Genomic DNA, 22,179 nt, shown 5'->3' with positions numbered 1-22,179 from the left:
AGACCATGTCCATACTCGACAAACACGCGATCCTCGAACGCAACGCCACCCTGCTTCTCGCCGGCTCCCTGCTGGTCGTCACCATCGGCGGCATCGTCGAGATCGCACCGCTCTTCTACCTCGAGAACACCATCGAGAAGGTGGAAGGCATGCGGCCCTACTCGCCGCTCGAGCTTGCCGGTCGCGACATCTACGTCCGGGAAGGCTGCTATGTCTGTCACAGCCAGATGATCCGGCCGTTCCGCGACGAGGTGGAGCGCTACGGCCACTATTCGCTTGCTGCCGAGAGCATGTACGACCATCCGTTCCAATGGGGCTCCAAGCGCACGGGACCCGATCTCGCGCGCGTCGGCGACCGATACTCCAACGAATGGCACGTCCAGCACCTCGTCGAGCCCCGCTCGGTCGTGCCGGAATCGATCATGCCGAGCTACGCCTTCCTGAAGGAGACGCCGCTCAAGGTCGCCGACGTCGCGATGAACCTCACCGCCAACAGCCGCGTCGGCGTGCCCTACACCGGCGAGATGATCGAAAACGCGGTTGCCGACCTCAAGGCGCAGGCCGACCCCAACGCCGATACGTCCGGCGTCGAGGCCCGCTACCCGAAGGCGAAGATCGGCGATTTCGACGGCGACGCGCAGAAGCTCACCGAGATGGACGCGCTTGTCGCCTATCTGCAGATGCTCGGCACGCTGGTGGACTTCTCCACCTACGATGCCGCGAGCGGCTACCGCTGAGGAGGGGACGATGGAGACCTACACCTTCATGCGGCATTTCGCCGACAGCTGGGGGCTTCTCGCCATGACGCTGTTCTTCCTCGCCGTCGTCGCCTTCACCTTCCGCCCCGGCGCGCGCAAAGCCGCGGACCGGGCCGCCGAAATCCCTCTCAAGGAGGACTGAGCCATGGCTCAAAAGCACATTGACGAAATTTCCGGCGTCGAGACCACCGGCCACGAATGGGACGGCATCCGCGAACTGAACAATCCGATGCCGCGCTGGTGGGTCTGGACCTTCTACGCGACGATCGTCTGGGCGATCGGCTACTCCATCGCCTATCCCGCCTGGCCGCTGATCTCGGACGCGACGAAGGGCGTGCTCGGCTATTCGAGCCGCGCCGAGGTGGCGCAGGAGATGGCGAGCGCCAAGACGGCGCAGGCCGGCTTTGTCGACCGCATCGCCTCGTCCTCGCTGGAGGACATCATGGCCGATCCGCAGCTGAAGCAGTTCGCCGTCTCCGGCGGCGCCTCGGCCTTCAAGGTCAACTGTGCCCAGTGCCACGGTTCCGGTGCCGCCGGCTTCCCGGGCTTTCCGAACCTCAACGACGACGACTGGGTCTGGGGCGGTTCGCTCGACCAGATCTACCAGACGATCGCCCATGGCATCCGCCATGCCGGCGACGACGAGACGCACATCTCCGAAATGCCGGCCTTTGCCGACATGCTGGATGCCGAGCATGTCAAGCAGGTCTCGGCCTATGTCTGGAGCCTGACAAATGAAGCGTCGGACGCCTCGCTGGTCGAGCCGGGCAAGACGATCTATGCCGACAATTGCGCTGCGTGTCACGGCGACGATGCGAGGGGCAACAGGGATCTGGGCGCGCCGGACCTCGCCGATGCCATCTGGCTGAAAGGCGAGGGGGAGGCGGCGATTGCCGCGCAGGTACGCGCGCCGAAACACGGCGTCATGCCCGCCTGGCTGCCGCGCCTCGGAGAACCGACCGTCAAGCAGCTTGCCGTCTTCGTGCATTCGCTGGGCGGCGGGGAGTAGGGCGCTACAGAGCTTCGACCGCGATGCCGACCGGGGCGCGAATGCCCCGGTCGTTGGTCAGGAAGACGGTGCAGCCGAGCATCTCGGCCGTCGCCATATGAATGGCATCGACGAGCTTCAACCGGAACTCGGCGCCAACTACGGCCGCTCGCTCGATGATGCGGCGCGTGACGGGAGCCAACGTCACGAAAGCCTGATTTTCCAGCATGCCCAGAAACTGCCTTGCTGGCTCGGCGTTGCTCCGGTCGACCCCGCGCAGGCATTCGCCGATCGCGATCTCGCTGCTGTAGAGACGAGAACCTTCGGAGAGCAGCCGCTCGAGCCTGGCCTTTGCCTTGATCTTCAACTCGCCTGAGCCGTCGACGGCATAGATGAAGATATTGCTGTCGACATAGACGTCAGAGACCATGATCGCGATCTTCGCGCCATGCGCTGACATCCCGATCAATTTCCTCCTGGCTGCGTCCCGGTCCGAGCTTCTCCGTCATTGCAAAAATGCGCCGGAGCGCCTGGCGACGTTCATCGATATTCGCTGTCGTCATGCGCTCATCCTGCGGAAACTTTTGCTCCAGCCTCTCCACCACCACCTCTTCCCGCGACAGGCCCGTCTCGGCCGACACCTTGTCGATCCGCGACAGCAATGCGTCCGAGACTTCGATTTCCAGCTTGTGCAGGCCCATGGCGCGCTCCTTTACCGGCCACAAGATAGTGCATTTCCGGCGTTCTCGCCAGAATGGCGGATCAGCGGTCGGACCAGACCGCCAGTTCGTAGCCGTCCGGATCGGCAAACTGGAAGCGGCGGCCGCCGGGGAAGGGGAAGATCGGCTTGACGATCGTGCCGCCGGCCGCCTCTACGCGGGAGAGCGCGTCCTCGATATCCGCGGCAAAGAGAATGACGAGTGGGCCGCCCTTCGCGGTGACCGGGGCGAGTGTGGTGAAGCCGCCGGAGAGGCGGCCGTCGCGGAACTCGCAATAATCAGGACCGTAGTCGGTGAAAGTCCAGCCGAAGGCGCTGCCGTAGAAGGCCTTGGCGCGGGCAATGTCGGAAACGTTGAACTCGACATAGTCGATCTTCCGGTCGGCGCCTTTGGTGTTCATGATGACGTTTCCTCCCCGTTCTCCATCAACTGTTTGAGTGTTTCGAGGTCGCGGGCGATATGCGCCGCGTCGGCTTCAAAGGCCACGGTGTCCATGCCGGGTTGCCGCAGCAGGGTGAACATCACCTCGGCCCCGTCGCCGTTCGGCACGACGCGGAACGTGTTTTCCACGACGGCTCCCGTCGGCAGTGTAACCGTGTGGTCGATGACGCCGAACGTGTTTGGCGGTGCGAACCGCACCCGAATGGTCCCGAGCGGCCCGCCGTCGGCGATCCAGTCTTCGCCGTCGCGCGTGAAACCGGCTGCGAGGCCGGACGCCCAGCGTGGCATGTTCTCCGGTTTTGACGCGAAGGCGTATACCTCACGCCAGTCGCGTTCGATCGGGCGGTGAAGGATACGGGCTTGCATTGTCGACACGGCGGGCTCCTCGTTGATGAGGCAAGTTTAGCCCGGACTGCGGAGGATGTCGAACAAAAAGTGAACATATTGCCGGTACGCCCTCTGTCGGCAACCATCGCGCCGGTTGCCGACAGAACCGGTGCCGGCCGGACGCTATCCGCGCGACCAGATATCGCCGTCTATCTTGCCCTTCAGCTCGGGATAGTCGGCGGCGTGGAAGGTCGGCACCTTGCCGGCCTTGCGCTGGTCGAAATAATCCTTCGTCAGCTTCCCCACCGTGCCGGAGAGCAGCAAGATCGCGATCAGGTTGATCGTCGCCATCAGGCCCATCGAGGCGTCGGCCGCATCGAACACGGTCGCAACGCTTTCATAGGCGCCCCAGACGACCATCAGCAGCACGGCAAGGCGCATGACCGTCAGGCCCGTGCGGTTGCCGACACCGAGGAAGGTCAGCGCGTTCTCGGCATAGGAATAGTTGCCGATGATCGAGGTGAAGGCGAAGAAGAAGATGGCGATGGCGATGAAATAGGTGCCTGCCGTGCCGATATGGGCGTTCATCGCCGCCTGCGTCAGCTGCGTTCCCGTGACGCCGCTGTCGGGAACGAGGGTGCCGGAAAGCAGGATCATCACCGAGGTCGCCGTGCAGATCAGGATCGTGTCGATGAAGACGCCGAGCGCCTGCACGAAGCCCTGCGAGGACGGGTGGTGCGGATCGGGTGTCGCGACGGCCGCGATATTCGGGGCCGAGCCCATGCCGGCCTCGTTGGAGAAGAGGCCGCGCTTCACGCCGTTCAGCATGGCCGCCATGATGCCGCCGGTCACGCCGCCGGCCGCTTCCTGCCAGCCGAAGGCGCTGGCGACGATCGTGCCGACAATGCCCGGCACGTCCGATGCGTGGGTGATGAGGACCCAGATCGCCATCAGCAGGTAGGCGGCGGCCATGAACGGCACGACGATTTCGGCGACCCGCGCGATCTGCTTGATGCCGCCGAAGATGACGACGCCTGAAAGGGCGGCGACCGCGACGCCCACCCAGATTTTCGGAATGCCGAAGGCGCCTTGCATTGCATCGGCGATCGAGTTCGCCTGCACGGCGTTGAAGACCAGGCCGAAGGAGAGGATGAGGCAGACGGAAAACAGCGCGCCGGCCCAGGGGGCGCCGAGGCCGTGGGCGATGTAGAAGGCGGGGCCGCCGCGATATTGGCCTTCCTCGTTCTTGATCTTGTAGAGCTGCGCGAGTGCGCTTTCGGAATAGGCCGTCGCCATGCCGACGAGCGCCACCATCCACATCCAGAAGGTCGCTCCCGGTCCGCCGAGATAGAGCGCGACGGCGACGCCGGCGAGATTTCCGGTACCGACACGCGAGGCGAGGCTGACGGTCAGCGCCTGGAAGGGGCTGATGCCTGCCTTGTCCTCCGTCTCGCTGCTCTTCAGCACCCGGAACATTTCCGTGAAATGCACGATCTGGATGAAGCCCAGGCGGACCGTGAAATAAATCCCGACCGCGAGCAGTCCGTAGATGAGGACATAGCCCCAGAAGATCGTGTTCAGGAAACCGATGATCGCATCCATGCAGAAACCCCTTCCATATCCGGCCCGAAAGAGCCGACGCCAAGCGAAGCGGCGTGCGTGCCTGCGTCATCCCGCCACGCCCGACCACCTGCCACTTAATGGGCAAACTTGACACAGATCAACGATGGGCGCGCCTGTCCGGCCCATTGTCCCGGCATAACAATGACGATGCCGGTGTTTTCTCCCATGAACGAGCTGTCGCCCCGCTATCCCGCACCCGTCGAGCGGCTCGAAGCCGAACCCGTCAATTCGGCCCGGCTGCGCAAGCCGCTCTACGAAAAGCGCAAGAAGATCTTCCCCAAACGCGCCGAAGGACAGTTCCGCCGATTCAAGTGGATCGTGATGCTCATCACGCTCGGCATCTACTATCTCACACCGTGGATGCGCTGGGACCGCGGGCCCTACGCGCCGGATCAGGCGGTGCTCATCGATCTCGCCGGCCGCCGGTTCTATGTTTTCGGAATCGAGATATGGCCGCAGGAATTCTTCTTCGTGGCCGGCCTGCTCGTCATGGCGGGGTTCGGGCTTTTTCTCGTGACGGCGGCGGTCGGGCGTGCCTGGTGCGGCTATGCCTGCCCGCAAACGGTCTGGGTTGATCTTTTCCTCGTCGTCGAGCGCGCCATCGAGGGCGACCGGAACGCGCGCATCAAGCTCGATGCCGGTCCGTGGAGCCTCGACAAGGTCTGGAAGCGCGTCACGAAACATGCGGTCTGGCTGGTGATCGCGGCGGCGACCGGCGGCGCCTGGATCTTCTATTTCGCGGATGCGCCGACGCTGGCCTCCCGCTTCGTCAGCTTCGATGCGCCGCCGGCCGCCTATATCACCGTCGCCATCCTCACCGCGACGACCTACGCCTTCGGCGGCCTGATGCGCGAGCAGGTCTGCACCTACATGTGTCCCTGGCCGCGCATCCAGGCGGCGATGCTCGACGAGAACTCGCTCGTCGTCACCTACAACGACTGGCGCGGCGAGCCGCGGTCGCGCCATGCGAAGAAGGCGCTCGCCGCCGGCCAGAGCGTCGGCGACTGCGTCGATTGCAACGCCTGCGTCGCCGTCTGTCCGATGGGCATCGACATCCGTGACGGCCAGCAGCTCGAATGCATCACCTGTGCGCTCTGCATCGATGCCTGCGACGGCGTCATGGACAAGCTCGGCAGGGAACGCGGCCTCATCGCCTATGCGACGCTCGCCGACTACAGCACCAACATGCAGCTTGCGACGGGCGGCGGCGCGGCGGCGATCGATCCCGCGCGGGTGCGCGACGCGGCCGGCTCGTTCCTGCCGGAGGTTCTTCATTTCGACTGGCGGGTGATCGTCCGGCCGCGCATCCTGTTCTATGCCGCCGTGTGGATGCTTGCCGGCGCCGCCCTTCTCATCGCGCTCGTCGCACGCGACCGGCTGGCCCTCAACGTGATCCACGACCGCAATCCGCAATATGTGCTGGAATCGGACGGCTCGGTCAGAAACGGCTACGAGGTCAAGCTTCTCAACATGATCCCCGAGCCGCGCGTCATCACGCTGTCGATCGAGGGGCTGGACGGCGCGACGCTCCGGACGGCCGGCCAGGAGAGCACGGACGGCAGGACGCTCGAGATCGCCGCGGAACCTGACCGCGTGACCGGCATCAAGCTCTTCGTCACGCTGCCGAAGGATCGCCTGGCCGCGGCCGCGGGCGGCTTCTCCCTCATCGCCGAGGACAGGCAGGGCCAGGAGCGCGACGTCTATTTCGCCAACTTCAACACGCCCGGAGGCAAGTGATGCGACAGAACGCGAGCGGAACGCAGGCGGGAGGTTTCACGGGATGGCACATGCTCGCCGTCATGGGCCTCTTCTTCGGCATCATCATTTCGGTCAATCTCGTCATGGCCTGGAACGCCGTGTCGAGCTGGAGCGGGCTTGTCGTCCAGAACACCTATGTCGCCAGCCAGGAGTTCAACAGCAAGGTCGAACGGGCGCGGGCGCTCGCCGCCAGCGGCATCAGCGGAACCCTCACGGTCGCGACGGACGGCGTGGACTACCGGCTTGTCGACCGCGGCGGCCAACCGGTCACGGCCGACACGGTTCGGGCGACGTTCAAGCGCCCGGTCGACGAGCGGGACGATTTCGTCCTGGTGCTCCAGCCGGCGGGTGAGGGCAGCTATCGGGTCGTCCACGCCGTCGCCACCGGCCAATGGGTGGTCGACGTCGTCGCCGAGCGATCGGGCAAGGCGGTCTTTCACGAGACCGTGCGCACCGTTGTCGGCGGAGGCGCGCGATGAGCTGCTGCGCGCCGGGAACCGAAGCGTCGGCCGAACTCGCCCGTGCCGCCGTCGCGCTCCCGTCGGTCGATGAACTGCGGCTTGCCAGCCGCGATCTCGGCGAGGGGCTGCGGCAGAGCGATCTCAGCGTGCCGGACGTCCATTGCGGCGCCTGCATCGCGACCGTCGAGGCTGCTGTGCGCAGCGTCCCCGGCGTGGAGCGGGCACGTGTCAACCTGTCGACCCGGCGGGTTTCCGTCGTCTGGCGCGACACGGCCGATCATCGTTTGACCGATCCGCAGGCGATTGCAGCGGCGATTGCCGCCGCCGGCTACGCGGTCCACCTGCAGACCGCGGCCGCATCGTCCGACGACACGCTGCGCAACCAGCTCCTCCGGGCGGTGGCCGTCTCCGGCTTCGCGGCGATCAACATCATGCTGCTCTCCATATCGGTCTGGTCGGGTGCGGAGGCGTCGACGCGCGATCTCTTCCACTGGATCTCGGCGCTCATCGCCGGCCCGACCCTCGTCTATGCGGGGCGGTTCTTCTACCAGTCGGCCTGGAACGCCCTGAAGCACGGCCGCACCAACATGGACGTGCCGATCGCGCTCGCCATCACGCTCTCCTATGCCGTGTCGCTCTGGGAGACGATGCACCACGGCGAGCATGCCTGGTTCGACGCGACCGTCTCGCTGCTGTTCTTCCTGCTCGTCGGCCGCACGCTGGACCATCTGATGCGCGACCGGGCGCGCTCGGCGATCAGCGGGCTTGCGCGCATCGCGCCGCGCGGCGCCATGATCCTGCGCCCGGACGGAAGCCGGGACTACAAGGCCGTCGAGGAGGTCGCGGTCGGCGACAGGCTCGTCGTCGCGGCCGGCGAACGCATCCCGGTCGATTGCCGGGTGCTGTCCGGGGCGAGCGACATCGATCGCTCCATCGTCAGCGGCGAGAGCGCGCCCGTTGCCGGCGGTCCCGGCACCAGGCTGGAAGCCGGCGCCATGAACCTTACCGGCTCGCTGATCGTGGAGGCCGTCGCGGCCGCGCGGGATTCCTTCCTCGCGGAGGTGATCGCGCTGATGGAGGCGGCCGAAGGCGGGCGGGTGCGGTATCGCCGCATCGCCGACCGCGCGGCACGGCTCTATTCGCCGGCGGTGCATCTGCTGGCCCTCGCGACCTTCCTCGGCTGGGGCTTCTATGACGGTGACTGGAAGAAGGCGCTGCTGATCTCGATCGCCGTGCTCATCATCACCTGCCCCTGCGCGCTCGGGCTTGCCGTTCCGGTGGTGCAGGTCGTCGCCGCCGGCCGGCTCTTTTCGCACGGCATCATGGTCAAGGACGGTTCGGCCATGGAGCGGCTCGCCGAAATCGACCTTGCCGTCTGCGACAAGACCGGCACGCTGACCCTCGGCCGGCCGCGTCTCGTCGACGCGGCGTCGCTCGACCGTCGGCACCTGGCGACGGCGGCCGGCCTTGCGGGCCATTCCCGCCATCCGCTCTCGGTCGCGCTCGCCGCGGCGTCGTCCGGCCCGCTTGCGGTGTTCGCCTCGGTTTCCGAGCGGCCCGGCGAAGGGCTGGAGGCGACCGCCGCCGAAGGCACCTATCGTCTCGGCCGCCGCGGCTTTGCCGTCGCGGACGCGTGTGGCGGCGGCGAGACGGACTATTCCGAAGTGGTGCTGTCGCTCGACGGCCGCGTGCTTGAAACCTTCCGCTTCGAAGATACGCTTCGCCCCGGCGCGCGCGCGGCGATCGACGCGCTGTTTTCCGACGGCGTCGACTCAGAGATCCTTTCGGGCGACCGGATCCCGCCGGTCAGGCGCATCGCCGCGATCCTCGGCATCGGCCGCTGGTCGGCGGAACTTTCGCCGAAGGACAAGACGGAAGCGGTCACGGCGCATGCCGGACGCGGGCGCCGCGTGCTGATGGTCGGCGACGGCATCAACGATGCGCCGGCGCTCGCCGCGGCGCATGTGTCGATGGCCCCCGCCACGGCGGCGGATGTCGGCCGCCAGGCCGCGGATTTCGTCTTTTTGCACGACAGCCTGAACGCCGTTCCCTTCGCGCTGTCGACCGCGCGGCGGGCGGGCAGCCTCATCCGGCAGAATTTCGCGCTTGCCATCGGCTACAACGCCATCGCCGTACCGGTCGCCATCCTCGGCCATGCGACGCCGCTGATCGCCGCAATCGCCATGTCGACGTCCTCGATCATCGTCGTGGTGAACGCCCTCCGGCTGCGCGCCGACGCAGCCGGAGGCGGCGTTTCGCACGCCAAAGCGCCGCTCGGCATGGTGACGACATGAACACGCTCGTCTACCTCATCCCGGTCGCCCTTTTCCTCGGCGGGCTGGGGCTCGCGGCCTTCCTCTGGTCGCTGCGGACCGGCCAGTACGACGATATCGACGGCGCCGCCTGGCGGGTGCTCGACGACGGCGACGACCGTCCGCAGGACGCGGGCAACGCGGCGCGGCGCGAGCGCTGAGAGCGCAAACAATCCCTTGTCGTAAATCGATTTGAGTGCCAAAACACGCTCACGCCGGAGTCGGGCGGACGATCGTTCTGCTCCCCGGTCCTCGTTCTTTGCGCAGCGGCCCGAGGGGTCTGCCCTCCGCCTGCGCGTTCCCTACGGAGGTATATCGTGGCACAAGCGGAAATCGGCCTCATCGGTCTCGGCGTCATGGGGTCCAATCTGGCGCTCAACATTGCCGAAAAGGGCAACAAGATCGCGGTCTTCAACCGGACGGTGGCACGGACGAAGGAATTTTACGAGGAAGCCGGCGACCTGAAGGACCAGGTCGTGCCCTGCGAGACGATCGAGGAGTTCGTCGCCGCCATCCGCCCGCCGCGCCCGATCATCATCATGATCCAGGCGGGTGCCGCGGTCGACCAGCAGATGGACCTGCTGCGTCCCTACCTCGAGAAGAACGACATCATGATCGACGCCGGCAACGCGAATTTCCGCGACACGATGCGCCGCTTCGACGCGCTGAAGGATTCCGGCCTCACCTTCATCGGCATGGGCGTTTCCGGCGGCGAGGAGGGCGCCCGCCACGGGCCCTCGATCATGGTCGGCGGCACGGAGGATTCCTGGAAGCGCGTCGAGAAGGTGCTGACCTCGATCGCCGCCAAGTACAACGACGAGCCCTGCGTCGCGTGGCTCGGCGAAAACGGCGCCGGCCACTTCGTCAAGACCATCCACAACGGCATCGAATATGCCGACATGCAGATGATCGCCGAGATCTACGGCATCCTGCGCGACGGTCTGAAGATGAGCGCCGCCGAGATCGGCGACGTCTTCGTCGAATGGAACAAGGGCCGGCTCGAATCCTACCTGATCGAGATCACCGCAAAGGTGCTTGTTGCGACCGACCCGATCGGCGGCGGACCGATGGTCGACATGATCCTCGACAAGGCCGGCCAGAAGGGCACCGGCAAATGGTCCGCCATCGAGGCGCAGAACATGGGCGTGCCGGCAACCGGCATCGAGGCCGCCGTCGCGGCGCGCTCGATCTCGTCCTTCAAGGCGGAGCGCGAGGCGGCTGAGAAAATCCTCGGCCTGCCGGACGTGCCGGCGCTTGCGATCGCCGACAGGGCGGCCTTCGTCAAGGATCTCGAAAGCGCGCTGCTTGCCGGCAAGATCGGCGCCTATGCGCAGGGTTTCGCCGTGATGTCGGCCGCCTCCAGGGAATTCTCCTGGAACCTGCCGATGCCGACGATCGCCAAGATCTGGCGCGCCGGCTGCATCATCCGCTCGCAGTTCCTCGACGAGATCACCAGCGCCTTCACCAAGGCGCCGGACGCGGCGAACCTGATCGTCACGCCGGCCTTCGCGACGATGGTCAAGGAAAGCGACGGGGCACTGCGCCGCGTCGTCTCGACCGCCGCGCTCTCCGGCCTGCCGGTGCCGGCGCTCGCCTCGGCGCTCGGCTATTTCGACAGCTACCGCCGTGCCCGCGGCACGGCCAACGTCATCCAGGCGCAGCGCGACTTCTTCGGTGCGCATGGCTTCGACCGTGTCGACGGCGCCGACAGCCATCACGGCCCGTGGGGCAGCGGCCTCAACGCCTGAGGCCGCCGGGGTTTCGCGGCCCCGTGATGAAGATCTTTTCGAGAGGCCCGCTTTGCCGGGCCTTTATCGTATGGCGGAGAGCGCGAGCACCTCGCGCTGCTGCTGCTCGTCGCCCGCGCCGGGGAGCGGGTAGCTGAGGGATTGCAGGTCTGCCGCCGGGCGTCCCTCGATGCGGCCGATGACGGCCTTGGCGAGCTCCCGACCGGCGAGCCTTATGTCCTCGCGCATGGTCATCACCTCGGGCCGCAGCCATTGCAGGAAAATGTGCGGTTCCTTCGACACCATGTCGATGCCGTCGCCGAGCTTTCGGCCGCAGGCTTCGAGCGCCGCGATCAGGGCCACCGCGCCCGAGCCGCTGCCGGAGACGATGCCGTCGACGAGATCGGGGGAGGCGAGCACGTCCTCTGCCGCCTCGCGGATCTGCACCAGCGTCGAATCGAGATTGACCTGGCCGAAGGGAACGGCGCTAGCGCCGAAGTCGCGGATACCCTTCTCGAAGCCCGATCGCATGTGGAGATGGAAGGTGAGGTAGGGCGGCGGCTGCAGCAGCATGATGCGCCGGCGCCCCTTCTCGACGAGGCGGCGCACCGCCTCGTAGGCGAAGCGCTCGTTGTCGAAGTCGTGATAGGGGTGCACCAGGTTCATCTCGGTGCGGCCGTGGGTGGCAAAGGGAAAATTCCGCTCCAGCATCAGCGCGACGCGCGGATCGTTCGGCTCGGTGCGCGAGATGATGACGCCGTCGGCGGCGCCGGTGTCCAGCACATAGTGCACCGGGTCGAGCGGGTTGCCCTTCGCCCGGTAGGGCGTGACGATCAGGTGGTACTGGGTCGTCGCGAGCACCTCCGAAATGCCGACCACCATGGGGCTGGTCAGGCCCATGATCTCCTCCTCGAGGCTGAGGATGAGGCTGATGACGTTCGTCTTGCCGGTGCGCAGGCGCACTCCTGCCCGGTTCGGGTGATAGCCGATCTGGCGTGCGACGAGCCGGACGCGTTCCTTCGTTTCCATGCCGATGTCAGGTGCGTCCTTCAGCGCCCGCGAGACGGTGGTGATGCCGAGGCCGGTCATGAAGGCGATCGTCTTCAGTGTCGGCCGCGCATCGACCGCCGCCTTCGGCTCGGTCCGTGCATCCTTCGCCTTGTCGTCCATTCGCCCCGCCTGCGTCATCCCGGAATTCAGCAACATACATGCTTTGCCGTCGGCCGCCACTCTCGGCTCATTCGAACGACAAAACTGTAACGATACAGCTTCATTGTCGAGCGGTTTCTTTACCTTTGAAGCCGGCTCCTGGCGTGTTCTTCATGCTGCCCACGGAATCCTCATTTTAATGCGGTCGCGAAGGGCGCTCGCCACATTGGGCAGCCTAGTTGTGAAATTAGTCATATTTTTCAATATGTAATACGTGTGAACATTGTTTGCCGCGGCGCAAAATATGATGAAAATCAGAGCACGTGACGGGCGAAAATGCGGCAATCTTGACCTTCAAAAATTTTGTCGAGTGAAATCGCAGGTGGCCTGTTGCGTGTTGCGAGCGATTGGACTAGCTTTTTACTGCAACGTTTCAGTGAGGGAGGAGACTCATGAATTTCCGTAGCATCGCGGCCATGCTCGCCGCCGGCGTCATGTTTCCGGCGGGTATCGCCGGAGCGGCCGATCTCGAAGTGACCCATTGGTGGACGTCGGGTGGCGAGGCGGCCGCGGTGGCCGAGCTTGCCAAGGCCTTCGACGCCACCGGCAACAAGTGGGTCGACGGCGCGATCGCCGGCGCCGGCGGCACGGCGCGCCCGATCATGGTCAGCCGCATCACCGGCGGCGATCCGATGGCCGCCACGCAGTTCAACCACGGCCGCCAGGCCGAGGAGCTGGTCGAATCCGGCCTGATGCGCGACCTGACGGATGTCGCCACCCGCGAAGGCTGGAAGGACATCGTCAAGCCTGCGAGCCTGCTCGACAGCTGCACGATCGACGGCAAGATCTATTGCGCGCCGGTCAACATCCACTCCTGGCAATGGCTGTGGCTGTCGAACGCGGCCTTCGAGAAGGCCGGCGTCGCCGTGCCGAAGAACTGGGACGAATTCGTCGCGGCCGCTCCCGCACTGGAAAAGGCCGGTATCGTGCCGCTCGCCGTCGGCGGGCAGCCGTGGCAGGCGGCCGGCGCCTTCGACGTGCTGATGGTGGCGATTGCCGGCAAGGACGTCTTCAACAAGGTGTTCGGCGAGAAGGATGCCGAGCTTGCCGCCGGTCCCGAGATCGCCAAGGTCTTCGCTGCCGCCAACGACGCGCGCGCGATGTCCAAGGGCACCAACGTCCAGGACTGGAACCAGGCGACCAACATGGTGATCACCGGAAAGGCCGGCGGCCAGATCATGGGCGACTGGGCGCAGGGTGAGTTCGCGCTCGCCGGCCAGGTTGCGGGCAAGGACTACACCTGCCTTCCCGGTCTCGGCGTGAACGAGATCATCTCGACCGGCGGCGACGCCTTCTACTTCCCGCTGCTCGACGACGAGGAGAAGTCCAAGGCGCAGGAAGCTCTGGCCTCGACGCTGCTCGCACCCGCCACGCAGGTCGCCTTCAACCTCAAGAAGGGGTCGCTTCCGGTTCGCGGCGACGTCGACCTTGCCGCCGCCAACGACTGCATGAAGAAGGGCCTCGACATCCTCGCCAAGGGCAATGTCATCCAGGGCACCGACCAGCTCATGTCGCAGGATACGCAGAAGCAGAAGGAGGATCTCTTCTCCGAATTCTTCGCCAATCCCGCTCTGACGCCGGAAGACGCGCAGAAACGCTTCGTCGAGATCATCGCCTCCGCGGAATAACACCGCCCGGCACCGGGCAGGCGGCGGCGTTTCGCCGCCTGCCTTCGGTCGGCGATCAGGCGAGAGGCGACGGTCGTTCCCCAGCATGAGGCGGCCGGCGGCGTCCGGAACCCGTCATGCCGGCGGAGCGCGTCCGGTCGACAACGAGAAGGAGCGAAGCATGACGGGGACAGTCAGGGCCGGCCCGCCCAACAAACTCTTTCGCAATCTGAATTCGAAGATTGCCTCCATTCCGATGATGCTGACGGCGCTCGTCATCTTCCTCGGCGGGACGATCTGGACGGTCGTCTATTCCTTCACGAACTCGAAATTGCTGCCGCGGCTCAAATTCGTCGGTCTCGACCAGTACGAGCGCCTGTGGGACGCGCCGCGCTGGGTCATCTCGATCCAGAATCTGGCGATCTACGGCATCCTGACGCTGATCTTCAGCCTCGTCATGGGTTTTGTCCTGGCAGCCTTGATGGATCAGAAGATTCGGTTCGAAAACACGTTCCGCACGATCTTTCTCTATCCCTTCGCGCTGTCCTTCATCGTGACGGGCCTCGTCTGGCAGTGGATCCTCAACCCGGAATTCGGCATCCAGTCGGTGGTGCGTGCGCTTGGATGGCAGAGCTTCGCCTTCGATCCGCTCTACAATTCCGACATCGTCATCTACGGCATCCTGATCGCCGGCCTCTGGCAGGGCACCGGCCTCGTCATGTGCCTGCTGCTCGCGGGGCTCCGCGGCATCGACGAGGACATCTGGAAGGCCTCGCGCGTCGACGGCATCCCGATGTGGAGGACCTACATCTTCATCGTTATCCCGATGATGCGGCCCGTCTTCATCACCACGCTCGTCATCATCGCCAGCGGCATCGTGCGCGTCTACGACCTCGTCGTCGCGCAGACGAGCGGCGGGCCGGGCATCGCTTCCGAAGTGCCGGCGAAATATGTCTATGACTACATGTTCCAGGCGCAGAATCTCGGGCAGGGCTTCGCCGCCTCGACCATGATGCTCGTCACCGTCGCCATCATCATCGTGCCCTGGGCCTATCTCGAATTCGGAGGACGCAAACGTGGCTGACGCTCTTGCCCTCAAAAACAATGGCGCCCTCAAGGACGGGCCGGCGCTTGCCGCCGCCCGCAAGGCCGGCGTGGAGCCGGCCGGCCGCAAGCCCCGGCAGATGCTCTCGTCGCGCAACATCATGCTCTACGGCGCGCTGATCTTTGCGGCGCTCTATTACCTGCTGCCGCTCTATGTGATGGTCGTGACCTCACTCAAGGGCATGCCGGAGATCCGCCTCGGCAACATCTTCTCGCCGCCGGTGGAGATCACCTTCGAGCCCTGGGTCAAGGCCTGGGCGACCGCCTGCACCGGGCTCAACTGCGACGGCCTTTCGCGCGGTTTCTGGAACTCGGTGCGCATCACCGTGCCCTCGACGCTGATCTCGATCCTGATCGCCTCGGTCAACGGCTATGCGCTCGCCAACTGGCGCTTCAAGGGCGCGGACCTGTTCTTCACCATCCTGATCGTCGGCGCCTTCATCCCCTACCAGGTGATGATCTACCCGATCGTCATCGTGCTGCGCGAAATGGGCATCTACGGCACGCTCTCCGGCCTCGTCATCGTGCACACGATCTTCGGCATGCCGATCCTGACGCTGCTCTTCCGCAACTATTTCACGTCGCTGCCGGAGGAACTCTTCAAGGCGGCGCGCATCGACGGGGCGGGCTTCTGGCAGATCTATTTCCGCATCATGCTGCCGATGTCGCTGCCGATCTTCGTCGTCGCGATGATCATCCAGATCACCGGCATCTGGAACGACTTCCTCTTCGGCGTCGTCTATACCCGGCCGGAATATTATCCGATGACCGTGCAGCTCAACAACATCGTCAATTCGGTGCAGGGGGTGAAGGAATACAACGTCAACATGGCCGCGACACTGCTCACCGGTGCGGTTCCTCTCCTCGTCTATTTCGTGTCCGGGCGTCTCTTCGTCCGGGGCATCGCCGCCGGCGCAGTCAAGGGTTAAGCGACATGACGCATTCCGTTTCCATCAAGGACCTCTCGTTGAGCTTCGGCGCGGTCAAGGTGCTGCAGAACCTCAATCTCGACATCGGCGACGGCGAATTCCTCGTGCTGCTCGGCTCGTCCGGCTGCGGGAAGTCGACGCTGCTCAACTGCATCGCCGGCCTGCTGGAGCCGACCGACGGGCAGATCTTCATCAAGGACAAGAACGTCACCTGGGAAGAACCCAAGGACCGCGGCATCGGCATGGTGTTCCAGTCCTATGCGCTCTATCCGCAGATGACGGTCGAGAAGAACCTCTCCTTCGGCCTCCAGGTCGCCAAGATGCCGAAGGCGGAGATCGACAAGCGCGTGGCGCGCGCCGCTGAGATCCTCCAGATCGGTCCGCTGCTCAGGCGCAAGCCCTCGGAGCTCTCCGGCGGCCAGCGCCAGCGCGTGGCGATCGGCCGGGCACTGGTACGCGACGTCGACGTCTTCCTGTTCGACGAGCCGTTGTCGAACCTCGACGCCAAGCTGCGTTCCGAGCTGCGCGTCGAGATCAAGCGGCTGCACCAGTCGCTGAAGAACACGATGATCTACGTCACGCACGACCAGATCGAGGCGCTGACGCTCGCCGACCGCATCGCCATCATGAAGAGCGGCGTCATCCAGCAGCTTGCCGATCCGAACACGATCTACAACGTGCCGCAGAACCTCTTCGTCGCCGGCTTCATCGGCTCGCCGTCGATGAACTTCCTGCATGGCGAGACGGCGGACCGCGGCGGCAGGCTCGTCTTCGCCACCGACGGTGTCGATTTCGCGCTCGACGGCTACCGGGCTGGCGAGCCGCTGGCGGCCGGTCGCAAGGTTGTGCTCGGCGTCAGGCCGGAGCATATCCGGATCGACGAGCATCTGAACGGCGCGCGCGAGACGCATGAGGCGACGGTCGATATCGAGGAGCCTATGGGGGCCGACAACCTGCTCTGGCTGAAGCATGCCGGCCATACGATTTCCGTGCGCACCGCCGGCTCCCGCCGCTTTTCGCCGGGCACGAAGGTGAGGCTTGCCTTCGACATGTCGCTTGCCTCGCTGTTCGACGCGGCGACGGAAGACCGGATATAGACGAATGCGCCGCCGCGGGCATAGCAGGGACAACGCAGAGACTGACCGATGAACCGCATTGCCGAAATCACCACGCTCGACCTCGCCGGCGACTGGCACCTTGCCTCGCTCGACAGCGCGCATGTCTGCCTGATGCCGGTGCCCGGCGACGTGCACAGCGCCCTGGTCGCCGCCGGCCATATCCCGGAGCCCTATGCGGGGCGCAACGAGCGCAACGTGCGGTGGGTGGCGGCGAAGGACTGGTCGATCGAGCGGAGTTTCGCCGTCACGCCGGAGATGCTGGAGGGATCCTGGTATCTCGACATCGGCAGCATCGACACGGTCGCATCCGTCTATGTCAATGGCGTCCTGGTGCAGGACACGGACAACTGCTTCCGCCGCTACCGGCCGGACGTGACGGAGGCGCTGCAGGCCGGCGAGAACACGCTGCGCATCGTCATCCATTCGAGCGTCGCGGCCGGCGCGGCACGCCAGGCCGAACAGCCGTTCTTCGTGCCCTGGCACGAGGGCAATTCGCCGATCCCCTACGGCAACATGCTGAGGAAGCCGCAGTGCCATTTCGGCTGGGACTGGAACATCGCCATCGCGCCGCTTGGCATCTACGGGACGATTGCGCTGCGCAAGCTCGAGGTCGCACGCATCGAGCATGTGACGACGCGGCAGTTCCATCACGCGGACGGGGCCGTCGACCTCTATGCGACGGCGACCCTTTTCGCCGAGGCGCCGGGTATCCTGCCCGTACACTTTTCGCTGGGCGACGAGCGCGTGCGGCTCGATATCGGCGTCGATGCCGGCGAGACCGTCCTGACGCACATGTTCCGCATCGACACCCCGAAACTCTGGTGGCCCGCCGGCAGCGGCGCGCAGCCGCTCTGCGAGGTGCGCGTCGAGACATCGACCGATACGGTCGTCCGCCGCGTCGGCCTCCGGCGCGTCGAGCTGCTCACCGATCCGGACGACGCCGGCAGCCGCTTCGCCTTCCGGGTCAACGGCCGCGAGATCTTCTGCCGCGGCGCCAACTGGATCCCGGCCGACGCGCTCATTTCCCGCGTCACGCGCGACGGCGTGCGCGACCTGCTGCAATCGGCCGTCGATGCCAACATGAACATGATCCGCGTCTGGGGCGGCGGATTCTACGAGCCGGACTGGTTCTACGACCTCTGCGACGAGATGGGGCTGATGGTCTGGCAGGACTTCATGTTCGCCTGCAACCTCTATCCCTCGACCGTCGATTTCCTCGACAATGTCACGGCCGAGGTCGACTACCAGGTCCGCCGGCTCTCCTCGCATCCCTCGATCGTTCTGTGGTGCGGCGACAACGAGCTCGTCGGCGCGCTCACCTGGTTCGACGTCAGCCGCAAGGACCGCGACCGCTACCTCGTCTCCTACGACCGGCTCAACCGCACCATCGAAGTGGCGATGAAGAAGGCGGCACCGGGTGCCATCTGGTGGCCGTCGAGCCCTGCCTCCGGCTACCTCGACTTCGGCGACGCCTGGCACGCCGACGGCTCCGGCGACATGCATTACTGGTCGGTCTGGCACGAGAACAAGACCTTCGACAACTATCGCACGGTACGGCCGCGCTTCTGCTCGGAATTCGGCTTCCAGTCCTATACGTCCATGCCGGTGATGAAGACCTTCGCGGGGCCGAAGGACATGAACATCGCCTCGCCGGTGATGGAGAGCCACCAGAAGAACGCCGGCGGCAACGAGCGCATCGCCGGCACGATGTTCCGCTATTTCCGCTTCCCGAAGGATTTCGCGAGCTTCGTCTACTTGAGCCAGATCCAGCAGGGTCTGGCGATCCGCACCGCCGTCGACTACTGGCGCTCGCTGAAGCCCCACTGCATGGGCACGCTCTACTGGCAGCTCAACGATACCTGGCCGGTCGCCTCCTGGTCGAGCCTCGACTACGGCGGAAGCTGGAAGGCGATGCACTACATGGTGCGCCGGTTCTTCCAGCCGGTCGCGGTCGCTGCCGTCCCGTCGAAGGACGGCGCGACGCTCGGCTTCTCCATGGTCAACGATACCGCGGAACCGGTAACGGTCCGGCTCGAAACCTGGCTCGTGTCGCTGTCCGGCGAGCGGCGTGCCTTCCGCAGCGCCGAGGGTGTCTGCCCGCCTGACCGGGCGTCGATGCTCCTCTCCATCTCCGCCGCGGACCTGCCCGAGGACGCGCTCATCTTCTGGTCCTTCGAGGCGTCGAACGGCATGCGTGGCGAGGGGCACCACGTCGTCGCCACCTACAAGGCGCTCGATCTCAAGCCCTCCGGCCTATCGCTCGGCATCGTGGCACGGGGTGACGGCGCCTTCGACGTGCGGGCGTCGGCAGAGGGGCTTTCGCTCCACCTGATGCTGGAGGCCGACGTCGCGGGCCGCTGGTCCGACAATGCCTTCGACCTGACGGCCGGCGAGGGCAGGACGGTGCGCTTCTCGCCCGCGGCGCCGCTTCCGGCGGGCGCGCTTCCGAAGCTGCACTGGTTCGATCTCCATTCCTGCCAGATGGCGGCGGACGCCTGAGGCCTTCCCGATCTCCCAACGACACACGAGGACATCTCCATGGACACAGTCAGCTTCCAGCTCTACAGCGCGCGAAACTTCCAGCCGTTCTCCGGCATCTTCAGGCAGCTGGCGGCCGCCGGCTACAGCGAGGTCGAAGGTTACGGCGCTCTCTACGCGTCGCTTGACGATGCCACGATCGAAAGGACGAAGGCTGAACTCGACGACAACGGGCTTGCCATGCCGACGGCGCATTTCGGGCTCGACATGCTCGAGCAGGACGTCGACCGCGTTCTGAAGATCGCAGGCACGCTCGCCATCAAGACGATCTACTGCCCGTACCTCATGCCCGACGACCGCCCGAAGGATGCCGACGGCTGGCGCGGTTTCGGCGAGCGGCTGCAGACGGCGTCGGTCCCCTACCGTGCCGCCGGCCTCGGTTTCGGCTGGCACAACCACGATTTCGAGTTCGTCCCGCTGGCTGACGGTTCCTGTGCACAGGACCGGATCTTCGAGGGCGGGCCCGATCTCGAATGGGAGGCGGACATCGCCTGGATCATCCGGGGCGGCGGCGATCCCTTCGCCTGGATCGCCAAATACGGCGACCGCATCACGGCCGTGCATGTCAAGGACATCGCGCCGGCCGGGCAGAATGCGAACGAGGACGGCTGGGCGGATGTCGGCCACGGCACCGTCGCCTGGCCCGCACTCGTGAAGGCGCTGGCGGCGACGAAGGCGAAGCACTTCATCGTCGAACACGACAATCCGAGCGATATCGGCCGCCTCATCACCCGGTCGATCGCCTCGATCCGCGCCTATTGATGCGAAGGCCCGTTCCTTCGCGCGAAGGGGCGGGCGGATGAATCACAGTCCGTCGTGCCGGCCGCAATATCTGACTCCCCGTCAGTTGACCCGGCGGCATGACTCAACCGAAAGACCAGGAACATGACACAGGAATACGGAGTCGGCATCATCGGCTGCGGCAACATCTCGGGGGCCTATTTCAAGCTGATCCCGATCTTCAGGAACCTGAAGGTGGTCGCCTGCGCCGACATCAACCCTGCCGCGGCGAAGGCCCGGTCGGAGGAATTCGGCGTCGAGGCGCAGGAGATCGACGCGCTGCTGGCGAACCCCGCGGTCGACGTCGTCGTCAACCTCACCATCCCCGAGGCGCATTACCCGGTGTCGAAGCGCGCGCTCGAGGCCGGCAAGCACGTCTATTCGGAAAAGCCCTTCGTGCTGACGCTGGAACAGGGCGAGGATCTGCGCCGCATCGCCGATGCGAGGGGTCTGAAGGTCGGTTCGGCGCCGGACACCTATCTTGGCGGCGCGCACCAGTATGCCCGCCACCTGATCGACAGCGGCCGCATCGGCAAGGTCATGTCCGGCACCGCCCACGTGCTCGGCCCGGGCATGGAGAGCTGGCATCCGAACCCGGACTTCTTCTTCGCGCCGGGCGGCGGGCCGATCCTCGACATGGGCCCGTATTACGTCAACAACCTCGTCAACCTCGTCGGTCCGGTGAAGCGGGTCGTGGCGCTTGCCAACCGGGCGCGCGAGGAGCGCACGATCGGCGTCGGCCCGCGGCTCGGCGAGAAGGTGCCGGTCGTCGTCGCGACGAACATTCACGCCGTGCTCGAGTTCGCGAGCGGCGCGCAGGTCGCGCTGATGGCGAGCTGGGACGTCTGGGCGCACCGCCATCAGAACATGGAGCTCTACGGTACGGACGGCGCGATTTTCGTGCCGGACCCGAACTTCTTCGGCGGTTCGGTGGAGGTTGCCGGCATGGACCGCGAGCCGAAGGCGGTGGAGGTCTGGGACCACCCGCTGACTGCGCACAATTTCGAGTTCAGCTGGGGGACCCAGGCGAACTATCGCGGCATCGGCCTTGCGGACATGATGGATGCGGTCTCGACGGGCCGCGACTACCGCTGCTCGCTCGACCGCTCGCTGCACACGATCGACGTGCTGACCGCCATCCTGCGGTCTGCGGAAGAGGGCAGGGCGGTCGACATCGCCACCAGCTGCACCCAGCCGGAAGCGCTCGGCATCGAGCAGGCGCGAGCCCTGTTGCGCTGACGGAGCGCGCCCCCGAACGCGCACAGGCGGCGATCTTCCCGTCGCCTGCGCTGCCGTCATCGGCCGTGTTTGCCGTCGATCAATAGAAGCTGCTGTAGCGGATGCCCTGCTGCACCTGGAAGATCGCCTGCTTGATCAGCCGGCGGGCATTGCCCTTGTAGCCGCCCTTGTTGTTCGGCGCGCTGGCGAGCATCTGGTCGGCCGCGATCAGGTGGTTGATCGCCTCTTCCATCCGCGGCTGGAAGGCTGCGGAGGCGGCCGAAACGCCGAGGCCGCCGATGATGATGCCGGCGGCGACGGAGATGCCTGCGATGGCCTTGGGCGAAATGCTGGAGAGCTTCATGGTGTTTTCCTCTGGATGCATGGACGATTCCGGTCTGCTTCGGCACATTTTCCGCGAAACGAACTTTCGTCAACATCTCCAGACGGATCAGGCGGGGCGGGCATTCGAATGCCCGCCCGCTTTCGACCGCCGTCAGCTTCCCGACGTCAGGCAGTCGCGCAGCGACGTGCCGATCGACTTCATCAGGTCGAAATAGAG

22 protein-coding genes are annotated in these 22,179 nt (G+C 65.5%); 15 read left to right on the top strand and 7 right to left on the bottom strand.

Going from position 1 to position 22,179, the window contains the following annotated elements:
- The first annotated feature begins 5 nt into the window (after positions 1–5).
- The 3 genes from ccoO to ccoP are packed head-to-tail and all read left to right on the top strand — an operon-like array spanning position 6 to position 1,767.
- On the top strand, positions 6–737 hold the full coding sequence (ccoO, locus tag LXM94_RS09000) for a cytochrome-c oxidase, cbb3-type subunit II (RefSeq protein WP_235770852.1): 732 nt from the start codon (positions 6–8) through the stop codon (positions 735–737).
- A 10-nt stretch (positions 738–747) separates the two neighbouring features.
- Positions 748–900, top strand: coding sequence for a cbb3-type cytochrome c oxidase subunit 3 (locus LXM94_RS08995; RefSeq protein ID WP_235770851.1), 153 nt, complete (start codon positions 748–750; stop codon positions 898–900).
- A 3-nt stretch (positions 901–903) separates the two neighbouring features.
- Entirely contained in the window at positions 904–1,767 is an 864-nt protein-coding gene (gene ccoP, locus LXM94_RS08990) for a cytochrome-c oxidase, cbb3-type subunit III (protein WP_235770850.1), read from the top strand.
- Between the two features lie 4 nt (positions 1,768–1,771).
- Here ccoP and LXM94_RS08985 read toward each other — a convergent pair whose 3' ends face one another.
- From LXM94_RS08985 to LXM94_RS08965, 5 genes are all read right to left on the bottom strand, one after another.
- Positions 1,772–2,176, bottom strand: coding sequence for a type II toxin-antitoxin system VapC family toxin (locus LXM94_RS08985; protein ID WP_235770849.1), 405 nt, complete (start codon positions 2,174–2,176; stop codon positions 1,772–1,774).
- Positions 2,166–2,447 (bottom strand): hypothetical protein, encoded by a 282-nt coding sequence (locus LXM94_RS08980; RefSeq protein ID WP_235770848.1) that lies wholly within the window; start codon positions 2,445–2,447, stop codon positions 2,166–2,168. Before LXM94_RS08980 ends, LXM94_RS08985 begins: the two co-directional genes overlap by 11 nt.
- Positions 2,448–2,508: 61 nt before the next feature.
- The gene (locus LXM94_RS08975) at positions 2,509–2,865 is read right to left on the bottom strand and encodes a VOC family protein (protein ID WP_235770847.1); all 357 of its coding nucleotides are present in this window, start codon (positions 2,863–2,865) and stop codon (positions 2,509–2,511) included.
- Entirely contained in the window at positions 2,862–3,281 is a 420-nt protein-coding gene (locus LXM94_RS08970) for an SRPBCC family protein (protein ID WP_235770846.1), read from the bottom strand. The genes LXM94_RS08975 and LXM94_RS08970 overlap by 4 nt, the downstream gene beginning before the upstream one ends.
- A 135-nt stretch (positions 3,282–3,416) precedes the next feature.
- Complete coding sequence (locus tag LXM94_RS08965) at positions 3,417–4,835, bottom strand: alanine/glycine:cation symporter family protein (protein WP_235770845.1); 1,419 nt, start codon at positions 4,833–4,835, stop codon at positions 3,417–3,419.
- A 186-nt stretch (positions 4,836–5,021) separates the two neighbouring features.
- On the opposite strand from LXM94_RS08965, the gene ccoG reads away from it, so the two are divergent.
- The 5 genes from ccoG to gndA all read left to right on the top strand — a co-directional run bounded on the left by ccoG (position 5,022) and on the right by gndA (position 11,135).
- A complete protein-coding gene (gene ccoG, locus LXM94_RS08960; protein WP_235770844.1) occupies positions 5,022–6,593 on the top strand; it encodes a cytochrome c oxidase accessory protein CcoG in 1,572 nt (523 codons plus the stop codon).
- Positions 6,593–7,093 carry a FixH family protein gene (locus LXM94_RS08955; RefSeq protein ID WP_235770843.1) on the top strand — a complete coding sequence of 167 codons (501 nt, stop codon included), beginning with the start codon at positions 6,593–6,595 and terminating at the stop codon, positions 7,091–7,093. The genes ccoG and LXM94_RS08955 overlap by 1 nt, the downstream gene beginning before the upstream one ends.
- A complete protein-coding gene (locus tag LXM94_RS08950) occupies positions 7,090–9,369 on the top strand; it encodes a cation-translocating P-type ATPase (RefSeq protein ID WP_235770842.1) in 2,280 nt (759 codons plus the stop codon). The genes LXM94_RS08955 and LXM94_RS08950 overlap by 4 nt, the downstream gene beginning before the upstream one ends.
- Entirely contained in the window at positions 9,366–9,548 is a 183-nt protein-coding gene (gene ccoS / locus LXM94_RS08945) for a cbb3-type cytochrome oxidase assembly protein CcoS (protein ID WP_235770841.1), read from the top strand. Before LXM94_RS08950 ends, ccoS begins: the two co-directional genes overlap by 4 nt.
- Positions 9,549–9,704: 156 nt before the next feature.
- Positions 9,705–11,135: an NADP-dependent phosphogluconate dehydrogenase gene (gndA, locus tag LXM94_RS08940; protein WP_235770840.1), complete on the top strand. Its 1,431-nt coding sequence runs from the start codon at positions 9,705–9,707 to the stop codon at positions 11,133–11,135.
- Positions 11,136–11,198: 63 nt separating this feature from the next.
- Here gndA and LXM94_RS08935 read toward each other — a convergent pair whose 3' ends face one another.
- The gene (locus LXM94_RS08935; RefSeq protein WP_235770839.1) at positions 11,199–12,284 is read right to left on the bottom strand and encodes a LacI family transcriptional regulator; all 1,086 of its coding nucleotides are present in this window, start codon (positions 12,282–12,284) and stop codon (positions 11,199–11,201) included.
- Between the two features lie 431 nt (positions 12,285–12,715).
- Between LXM94_RS08935 and LXM94_RS08930 the strand changes: the two genes are divergently transcribed.
- The 7 genes from LXM94_RS08930 (at position 12,716) to LXM94_RS08900 (ending at position 21,638) form a co-directional block, all read left to right on the top strand.
- The gene (locus LXM94_RS08930; RefSeq protein WP_235770838.1) at positions 12,716–13,951 is read left to right on the top strand and encodes an ABC transporter substrate-binding protein; all 1,236 of its coding nucleotides are present in this window, start codon (positions 12,716–12,718) and stop codon (positions 13,949–13,951) included.
- 160 nt (positions 13,952–14,111) lie between these two features.
- Positions 14,112–15,014 (top strand): carbohydrate ABC transporter permease, encoded by a 903-nt coding sequence (locus LXM94_RS08925; protein ID WP_235770837.1) that lies wholly within the window; start codon positions 14,112–14,114, stop codon positions 15,012–15,014.
- 100 nt (positions 15,015–15,114) lie between these two features.
- The gene (locus LXM94_RS08920; RefSeq protein WP_235770860.1) at positions 15,115–15,963 is read left to right on the top strand and encodes a carbohydrate ABC transporter permease; all 849 of its coding nucleotides are present in this window, start codon (positions 15,115–15,117) and stop codon (positions 15,961–15,963) included.
- 5 nt (positions 15,964–15,968) lie between these two features.
- Entirely contained in the window at positions 15,969–17,060 is a 1,092-nt protein-coding gene (locus LXM94_RS08915; RefSeq protein ID WP_235770836.1) for an ABC transporter ATP-binding protein, read from the top strand.
- A gap of 48 nt (positions 17,061–17,108) precedes the next feature.
- The gene (locus LXM94_RS08910) at positions 17,109–19,580 is read left to right on the top strand and encodes a beta-mannosidase (protein WP_235770835.1); all 2,472 of its coding nucleotides are present in this window, start codon (positions 17,109–17,111) and stop codon (positions 19,578–19,580) included.
- A 39-nt stretch (positions 19,581–19,619) separates the two neighbouring features.
- A complete protein-coding gene (locus tag LXM94_RS08905; protein ID WP_235770834.1) occupies positions 19,620–20,381 on the top strand; it encodes a sugar phosphate isomerase/epimerase family protein in 762 nt (253 codons plus the stop codon).
- A 123-nt stretch (positions 20,382–20,504) separates the two neighbouring features.
- Entirely contained in the window at positions 20,505–21,638 is a 1,134-nt protein-coding gene (locus LXM94_RS08900; RefSeq protein ID WP_235770833.1) for a Gfo/Idh/MocA family protein, read from the top strand.
- Between the two features lie 79 nt (positions 21,639–21,717).
- Here the strand turns inward: LXM94_RS08900 and LXM94_RS08895 are convergent, their stop codons facing one another.
- Positions 21,718–21,981: a hypothetical protein gene (locus LXM94_RS08895; RefSeq protein WP_235770832.1), complete on the bottom strand. Its 264-nt coding sequence runs from the start codon at positions 21,979–21,981 to the stop codon at positions 21,718–21,720.
- Positions 21,982–22,179: the final 198 nt, after the last annotated feature.

Source organism: Rhizobium alarense (assembly GCF_021555155.1).
GTDB lineage: Bacteria > Pseudomonadota > Alphaproteobacteria > Rhizobiales > Rhizobiaceae > Rhizobium_D > Rhizobium_D alarense.
The sequence above is the reverse complement of the archived record's forward strand: the minus strand, read 5'-3'. Positions and strand labels throughout refer to the sequence as shown.